The sequence below is a fragment of the Pseudomonadota bacterium genome (assembly GCA_008501635.1).
Lineage (GTDB): Bacteria > Pseudomonadota > Gammaproteobacteria > QQUJ01 > QQUJ01 > QQUJ01.
The window spans coordinates 22,601-30,242 of record QQUJ01000028.1; the positions used below are offsets into that span (position 1 = coordinate 22,601).

Below are 7,642 nucleotides of genomic sequence, written 5' to 3' on the forward strand. Positions count from 1 at the left end.
CTGATGCCAGTGACCGTCGTTCACGGTCACTCGTGTGCGTAACGGGTACGCGTTGCATCTCGTGGATTCTATGCTGCTGACCATCGGTTCACTGTTGGGCGGACTGGGGCTGTTCCTGCTCGCTATCCGCATGATTACCGACGGCCTGCGCCTGGCGGCGGGCTCGGCGCTGCGCGAGATGCTCGGCGTGTGGACGCGCACACCCGCACGTGGCATTGCCGCGGGGGTGCTGATCACCGCCATCGTCCAGTCCTCGAGCGCGGTGACCGCTGCGACCATCGGTTTCGTCAATTCCGGCCTTCTCAGCCTCACCCACGCGTTGGGCGTGGTGTATGGCGCCAATATCGGCACGACCGCGATCGGATGGCTGGTTGCCGCCGTTGGCTTCAAGGTCAAACTGGAACTCTTCGCCCTGCCCATCATCGGCGCTGGCGTGATCATGCGCCTGGTTGGTGGAACGCGGCGCACTGGCGCGATCGGCGAGGCGCTGGCGGGTTTCGGACTCTTCTTTCTCGGCATCCAAGTGCTTAAGGATGCTTTCGAAGGACTGGCCACAGGCATCCAGTTCCATGACCTTGCAGCCGATGGATTCATGAGCACCCTCCTGTTTGTGAGTATCGGTTTTGTGATGACCTTGCTCATGCAAGCCTCTGGTGCAGCCATCGCTATTACGCTCACCGCGGCCAACAGCGGCGTCATTCCATTGGCCGCTGCCGCCAGTATGGTCATCGGCGCCAACATCGGCACAACCTCTACTGCGGCACTGGCGGTCATCGGCGCGACATCCAACGCCAAGCGAGTGGCAATGGCGCATATTTTCTTCAACGCGCTCACCGGCGCGGTGGCGCTGTTGCTGCTGCCGGTGCTGCTATGGGGAGTGGCGGTTACCAGTCGGGTACTGGCGCTTGAGGACAGCCCCGCCGTCGCTCTTGCCCTCTTTCATACCGTTTTCAACTTATTGGGCGTCGCATTGATGTGGCCTTTGACGCCACACCTTGCGGTTTTTCTTGCGCGTCGTTTCCGCAGCGAAGAGGAGGTGGCGGCACGCCCAAAATATCTTGACAAGACGATAGTCGTATCTCCGGAACTTGCTATTGAGGCCTTGGCCCTTGAAGTGGCACGCATGGGCCAGATGGCCCGCGCGACGGCGCACGCCGCCCTCAACGCCGATTTGGTTTCCACCGACCGTCTGCAAAAAGAGCGTCACATCGTATTTCAACTCGCCAATGAAATCGGTAATTTCACCGCCCACCTGGAGCGGGGCAGCCTGCCCAGTAGTACGGTTGAGATTCTGCCGAGCTCGTTGCGCACCGCACGCTACTACACGGCATTGTCCGATCTCGCGGTTGATGTCGGCACCGAGACCCTGCGGCTTTCCCGTCGGCTGCCCGAGCGCCTCGCTGAACAGCATGCGACTTTCATCGCCAAAACCAAGGACCTGTTATCCAAGGCCGATCCCAAACGCGACGGCTATACAGCAGAAGCGATGGAACTGGATCTCGACGAGTTGCAACAGCGCTATCAGGCGCTGAAAGCCGCCTATCTGGAGGCAGGCGCCACGGGACAGTTCCCAATCCCGGATATGGCGGAACATCTTGAGTACATCAGCCGCACGCGACGCATGGCGGAGCAGTCCGCCAAGGGCGCGCGTTATCTTCACCACCTCATGGGTGTCGGACAGGCGCCCGCAGAAACACACACCAACTAGCCTCAAGCTGCACCCACTGTTGTCCATCCAAGCGCACAACATTTATTAGCAGCCATGTCAGAGCGTTGCTAATTACACCCCTTTACCCGCTGCCTGGAGTTTGCATCCACGCAGATATCACTATACTTAACGGTAATGGCACAGTGTTCGTTTAACCTCTTTTATGCGACTGGAGGAAACTTGTGAACCAGGACAATAGCCGTGACTTGCTGACCACCACGAACATTCAGTCCTACTTCCACCAATCGCTCCAGACCGCTCTCGACAATAACAAACTCCGAGTAGAAGACGAAACCATCGGTTATCTTGTGCGCTTGTTGAGCAACTTCCTCCACAGCGACAAACTATTTGAAGAGAGTGAAGATGGCTTGCACATCAGACCGCTCGCTCTGTACTACGCCGAAGCGATAAGCCTCTCTTCGCGCTCCAACCGCCACCGAGTGCTGCAACAGTTGGGCGATGTCGCGCTCTTTATCTCCGGTCTGTTCGCCGACAGCCTGGAACGCAAACTGGTGGATGTCGATTACTACATCGCAATGGGCGGCAATGCCTACGGTTATCTGGCGGATAACGAGCGCCGTGTCGTGTTTGCTCAGATATTTTCCGAGCTTTCCCGGAATTTTGTAAGTTTTGTGGATGTGCTGAGCGAAATCAACGAGTCGTCAAACAACCGGAATCACCTCAATATCCTGCGTACTTATGAGATCTGGGCAAGAACCGGGAGTCCCCGCGCCGCGCGACGATTGAGGGCATTGGGCATCGAACCGGTCGCGGCCGCCAATCCTCGCCTTCGCCACTGAGAAGCCGCGGCCATGCCCCTGCAACGGCTGCAGCAGCATCTTCAGCAGATTTATGAGGTTGATGTTCCGCATGCGGTCACGGACTACCTGATCACCGACCCGATACTCGCCAACTGTCTTGCGGGCCGAGATAATGGTTGTCTTCGCCAGGAGCACCTACTCGTTCGCCAGGAGGATGCTTGCCTTGAGCTTTCGCTCTACATTTCTCAGGAGATCATCGAACGCCTGGTTGCGCGTAACCCAACCAAAGTACTCGATGAAACGAATCTCGCGGATTTCTGCATCGCCCTCGAAGGCATCAGCCATTTCGTCTACCTGGTATGGAATGCCACCTACGATCGCAGTGTCTCGCTATTTGAACTCGAACTGCAGGCGGAGATCGACAAGTACATCACTGCGGTGCTGCTCGCAGATCATGCCTGCGATCCCGTAGTCCACCGGCATCTGCATCGACGGCTGTTCAAAACCGTCGCGTTTTCCCACGAACTGGACGCAGAAGAGCAGCGGCGTTACCGGACCGCGAATCACTATGCGGACCGCTACTGCATGCATCTCCAGGAACGCTTCTTGCGCACACACCAGCCGGAAGGGATGTTGCGTGAACTTCGCCGCTACTACCGCCTGCCCCGACTGGACAAGTTGCGCCGTATCGACTCCGTACGCTGAATCACTGCCTCTCGATCAGCGCGAAATCGTCGGCATCCCTATTGGCTGGAAACCGCTCGCGATACGCAACGAGATCCTGGGCCGGGAAACGTACCGTCTGTATCGCCTCCACATGCGCAAGATGCGCGAGGGTGCGGCCCTGGGCATCGATCGCCATGCTGTCGCCTGCGTAGTCGATCCCGTTTCCGTCCTTCCCCACGCGATTGACGGCGGCGACACAGGAAAGGTTTTCGATAGCGCGCGCGGGCAGCAGACTGCACCAGTGATGACCGCGCCGCTTGGGCCAGTTGGCGACAAAGACTAGCAGATCAAAGTCGTCCCGATTTCTGCACCACACCGGAAATCGCAGGTCGTAGCAGACCAGTGGACAAATGCGCCAGCCCGCCAGTTCGACAATCAATCGCTGTTCTCCCGCCGTGTAGTGCAGGTGCTCATCGGCCATGCGAAACAGATGGCGCTTGTCGTAGTGCTCGAAACTACCGTCGGGCCGCATCCAGATCAGGCGGTTGAAATAGCGTCCCTGATCTTCGACGATCAGACTGCCCGTTACCACCGCATCCAGGTGCGCAGCCTGCTCCGCCATCCACGCCACACTCGGTCCATCCACAGGTTCCGCGTAGGCCTGCGCATCCATTGTAAAACCAGTGGTGAACATCTCGGGCAGCACGACAAGATCGGTGGTGCCTGCCATGATTTGCAGTTTTTGGGTGAACATCTCGCGATTGGCCACGGCATCGTGCCAGTTCAAACTACTTTGTACCAGGGTAAGGGTCAGATCTTGCATAAACGCTCCGCAGCCTGTTGCAGGGTGTTATCGGTTTTGGCAAAACAGAAACGCACCAGACGTTGATCCGGATCGGGTGTCTCATAGAAAACCGATATCGGAATAGCTGCCACGCCCACGTGAGTGGTCAACCAGCGGGTAAACGCCACGTCGTCGCTGTCTGCAATCGCGCGGTAGTCGGCGAGTTGAAAGTAAGTGCCTGCCGACGGAATTACGGTAAAGCATGATCTTGCCAACAACTCGCAAAAAAGATCGCGCTTGGCCTGATAAAAACGCGGCAATTCGGCGTAGTGTTCGGGGTGTGCGCCAAGATAATCTGCGTAGGCATACTGCAGCGGCGTCGCCACGCTGAAAGTGACGTACTGGTGCACCTTGCGCAGTTCCTCGGTGAGCCGTGGCGGTGCAACGCAGTAAGCGATCTTCCAGCCGGTGGCGTGGTAGGTCTTGCCGAAGGAGGAAACGACGAGACTGCGCGCCGCCAGTTCCGGATAGCGGTTGAGACTCTCGTGAGGCAATTCGTCGAAGACGATGTGTTCATAGACCTCGTCGGCGATAACGAAGACAGAGCTGTCGCGCAGCAGCTCCGTTAAAGTCTCCAAATCCGTCTGACTCACGGTTGCACCCGTCGGGTTGTGGGGACTGTTGAGGATGATGGCGCGGGTCCTGGGCCCCAAGGCTTCGCCAACACGCTGCCAATCGACCGCGTGTTGGGGAGGCGACAAGGGGATGTGCACGGTACGCCCGCCCGCCAGTTCAATGGCCGGTTCGTAGGCGTCGTAGACCGGGTCGAAGACGATCACCTCATCGCCGGGGCGCACCAGTGATGTGATCGCGCAGAAGATCGCTTCTGTGGCACCGGCCGTCACGGTCACTTCCCGCGTTGGGTCCACGATCCGGCCATAAAGCGTGGATACCTTGGCGGCAATAGCCTCGTTCAATGCGGGTACGCCGCCCATGGGCGCATACTGATTGCGCCCCGCCGCCATGTGCCGGGTTACCGCTGCCTGCAACTCGGCAGGGCAGTCGAAATCAGGAAACCCCTGCGAAAGATTGATGGCGCCGTGCTCGTGTGCCAGCGCCGACATGACGGTGAAGATGGTAGTGCCGACTTGTGGCAAGCGGGTGCCTGGATCGGGCGTAACAACGGCCATGGAGACTCCTGATGAAATCGGGAACAGATCGTTAGTCTAGCATCGGATCCCCGCGCATCGGCCCTGCATCGCAACGATCCGGGCACGAATCCCACACCCCCGGAACCGGTGACCCGTTACCGGGATTGCACGCATTGGATCGAGTGGACCCCGGCTTCCCGAGAGTTCAATCAGGTGCTGCGCAGCGTTTTATCGAGAAGTTCGTAGGCCGATCGCACCGCGTATCCGCGACGGTGGCAGCGAGCCGCTCCCCTCCAATGCCTCGACCGCGCGTCGACGGCACCACGAACAGTTCATCGATCTCCGCCGTAAGGCCCAGCTGCTCCAGGCTGAAAACATAGACTGCAAGCAGATAACCCGCGGGCGTCTCTTCCTCGCCGCCAATCCAGCCGGCACCAGGGGCCGGCCCTGAAAACAGACACCTGAATTGGGTTGCTACTCGCCGCATTCCTTGGGCGTTGTTTGCTCGACAACAGCAAGCGCGCATCAATTGTTCAATCCGCGGCGAAACAGTAAAACTTGCCGGCACCTCCGGTACTCACCAGCGCTTCCTGACTGCAGCCACGGCTGGGATGCGCCGACGTCCAGGAGGTATTGCCACCGCCATGTCGGTCATGATGGCCGACCTGTGCGCTGCCCTCGTCGCTGCTGGTCCAGTTGTTACAGGTGTGATCCTGCTCGTCGGGGAAATAGGCCGTACCATCGTCCTGGGTACCGGTCAGAATGTCGTGCTCGTTCGGCTTGTCGTAACGACCCTTGATGCGCTGCCCTCTTTCATCCAGCGCCGTCTCCAAGGTGATGGTCGTGTTGTAGAGGTGCAGGTCTGTCAGATTCGCCGCAATGAGAACACCATGAGCGTTATACCAGGGTCCGTTTCCGATCCGATCTCTGGCGGAAACACCACGCTTGTTCGCCTCCTCCGTACTGAGGTAAGCCCGCCAGGTCCGGCTGCCAGCACCGGCGGCAGCCGCCAGTTTCTGGCAGTAGGCGTCCGCCCCCGCGAGCCCGCCCAAATCCCCGCCTTTCCCCATGCCTGCACTGGTAACGAAAAAGCCCATGGGCCGCTCCTCCGCTGCGTTCGCCAGAAACGATCCGGACAGGGCCAGCAAGCCCGTCAACACTGCAATAGCTCCTCGATACATGGGGTTTTCTCCTTTGGCAACAACCTGGAAAAGAAATGGGGTACACGTCCAGCTCAGTGTAGTCGCACAATCGGCGCGCTTCCTGGAGAGAACGCCGTCTGCGGTGAATTATTCCCACACCATCATAAAACCCACCATTAACTATGGGATACCAGGGCCTTGAGAGTTCTCACTAGCGGCGTAAATGTATGGTCTGGAATCGCCACGCCAATCATCGCTGCAAGGTGGTACGTTTCTCTGTTTCCGGTCTATCCAAGAAAGGACGTTAACTCAGTCGGTCCTGATTACTCGGCACCGTAGGGAACGCGGCGTATCGTGGCGTGAAGGCTGGCACCGCATCACGGTGCGCGCCATCTGCCGCTTTCGCGATCAAAACATTCCTGGGTTTGCTGCTCGGAACACATAATCGATTGGAAGGTAATGTAAATACCTTCAACCACACCACTTGAACCATCGGCGCGCACATTGAACTCCCACTCGCCAATTCTGGCTTGATAAAAACCAAACACCTTTGCCGTTCTCGGATCGATGCTGCTGTCATAGCCAAGGCCCATCTCAGGTATGGCCCGCTGGATACTCAGAACAGTGTCGAGGTTCATTCCTTCCCCATTACCAGAAGCTTGCCGTTAAACCTGTTGCTTCTTTGGGTCTCTTTAAGCGAGAAGGAGATTTCGGTAACACCATCCATTCCAGGCCTTGTGTAAAAACGTACTCCGAATGATTGGTCGTACAAATAGCCGTCGTTGGTGTGGGTTCCGGGAGTGCCTTTCTCCTCCCGGCACGGCCTCCCCAGTTCATTGATAAACAGCTTCTTGGACAATGTTGGCGTGACTGCCACACCGTTAATGGCAAATAAATCCGGAGAGACTTCAACACTAGGTGGAGGAACGGTTGCTATGCACTGTGAGTACACAGTCGACACGGATGCCGCGGTGACGGAAGTTTGCATTGCTTTGCACCCCAGCAAGACCCCGGAAACAAGTATTAGGGCATCTCTGATTAAGTCCCAAAGTTTGCGACAATACACGCATTATTTGGAACCGGTAGAAAACGATGAAGCAGCAAACGTTTGCCGCGGGGGAATTTGAGCAATTTCGAAAACCAACCCGGCGAGAGAAGTTTCTCTCGGAGATGGATGCTGTGGTTCCATGGGATCAGCTTTGTGAGCTCATCGAACCCCACTACCCCAAAGCGGGAAACGGGCGCCCACCCATTGAACTGGAACGGATGTTGCGCATCTACTTCCTCCAACACTGGTTCAACTTGTCGGATCCAGGCGCCGAGGAAGCGTTGTATGAATCTCGCTCCATGTGTCTTTTCGCCGGCATTGACCTTGGGCGTGAGCCGGTTCCCGACGAGACGACGATTCTCAATTTTCGTCATCTGCTGGA

Annotated in this window: 10 protein-coding genes; 4 read left to right on the forward strand and 6 right to left on the reverse strand. The window is 57.6% G+C overall.

Going from position 1 to position 7,642, the window contains the following annotated elements; translation table 11 throughout:
* The first annotated feature begins 70 nt into the window (after positions 1-70).
* The 3 genes from DWQ09_16410 to DWQ09_16420 all read left to right on the forward strand — a co-directional run bounded on the left by DWQ09_16410 (position 71) and on the right by DWQ09_16420 (position 3,174).
* A complete protein-coding gene (locus tag DWQ09_16410; protein KAA3626479.1) occupies positions 71-1,708 on the forward strand; it encodes a Na/Pi cotransporter family protein in 1,638 nt (545 codons plus the stop codon).
* Between the two features lie 182 nt (positions 1,709-1,890).
* Positions 1,891-2,508: a hypothetical protein gene (locus DWQ09_16415; GenBank protein KAA3626480.1), complete on the forward strand. Its 618-nt coding sequence runs from the start codon at positions 1,891-1,893 to the stop codon at positions 2,506-2,508.
* 12 nt (positions 2,509-2,520) lie between these two features.
* Entirely contained in the window at positions 2,521-3,174 is a 654-nt protein-coding gene (locus DWQ09_16420; GenBank protein ID KAA3626481.1) for a hypothetical protein, read from the forward strand.
* A 1-nt stretch (position 3,175) separates the two neighbouring features.
* Here the strand turns inward: DWQ09_16420 and DWQ09_16425 are convergent, their stop codons facing one another.
* The 6 genes from DWQ09_16425 to DWQ09_16450 form a co-directional block, all read right to left on the reverse strand.
* Positions 3,176-3,958, reverse strand: coding sequence for an amidohydrolase (locus DWQ09_16425; protein KAA3626482.1), 783 nt, complete (start codon positions 3,956-3,958; stop codon positions 3,176-3,178).
* Positions 3,946-5,109, reverse strand: a complete 1,164-nt coding sequence (locus tag DWQ09_16430; protein KAA3626483.1) for a pyridoxal phosphate-dependent aminotransferase — start codon at positions 5,107-5,109, stop codon at positions 3,946-3,948. The genes DWQ09_16425 and DWQ09_16430 overlap by 13 nt, the downstream gene beginning before the upstream one ends.
* 166 nt (positions 5,110-5,275) lie before the next feature.
* Positions 5,276-5,596, reverse strand: a complete 321-nt coding sequence (locus tag DWQ09_16435) for a GNAT family N-acetyltransferase (protein KAA3626484.1) — start codon at positions 5,594-5,596, stop codon at positions 5,276-5,278.
* A gap of 7 nt (positions 5,597-5,603) precedes the next feature.
* Positions 5,604-6,251 carry a hypothetical protein gene (locus tag DWQ09_16440; protein KAA3626485.1) on the reverse strand — a complete coding sequence of 216 codons (648 nt, stop codon included), beginning with the start codon at positions 6,249-6,251 and terminating at the stop codon, positions 5,604-5,606.
* A gap of 338 nt (positions 6,252-6,589) precedes the next feature.
* Positions 6,590-6,850 carry a hypothetical protein gene (locus DWQ09_16445; protein ID KAA3626486.1) on the reverse strand — a complete coding sequence of 87 codons (261 nt, stop codon included), beginning with the start codon at positions 6,848-6,850 and terminating at the stop codon, positions 6,590-6,592.
* Entirely contained in the window at positions 6,847-7,071 is a 225-nt protein-coding gene (locus DWQ09_16450; protein KAA3626487.1) for a hypothetical protein, read from the reverse strand. The genes DWQ09_16445 and DWQ09_16450 overlap by 4 nt, the downstream gene beginning before the upstream one ends.
* A gap of 233 nt (positions 7,072-7,304) precedes the next feature.
* Between DWQ09_16450 and DWQ09_16455 the strand changes: the two genes are divergently transcribed.
* Positions 7,305-7,642: transposase (locus DWQ09_16455; GenBank protein KAA3626488.1), on the forward strand; the 338-nt coding region annotated here is incomplete at its 3' end.

Coding starts and splice junctions, on each gene's coding strand:
- DWQ09_16410 (KAA3626479.1), top strand. CDS start 71: ATGCTGCTGACCATCGGTTCACTGTTGGGCGGACTGGGGCTGTTCCTG.
- DWQ09_16420 (KAA3626481.1), top strand. CDS start 2,521: ATGCCCCTGCAACGGCTGCAGCAGCATCTTCAGCAGATTTATGAGGTT.
- DWQ09_16425 (KAA3626482.1), bottom strand. CDS start 3,958: ATGCAAGATCTGACCCTTACCCTGGTACAAAGTAGTTTGAACTGGCAC.
- DWQ09_16430 (KAA3626483.1), bottom strand. CDS start 5,109: ATGGCCGTTGTTACGCCCGATCCAGGCACCCGCTTGCCACAAGTCGGC.
- DWQ09_16435 (KAA3626484.1), bottom strand. CDS start 5,596: ATGCGCGCTTGCTGTTGTCGAGCAAACAACGCCCAAGGAATGCGGCGA.
- DWQ09_16440 (KAA3626485.1), bottom strand. CDS start 6,251: ATGTATCGAGGAGCTATTGCAGTGTTGACGGGCTTGCTGGCCCTGTCC.
- DWQ09_16445 (KAA3626486.1), bottom strand. CDS start 6,850: ATGAACCTCGACACTGTTCTGAGTATCCAGCGGGCCATACCTGAGATG.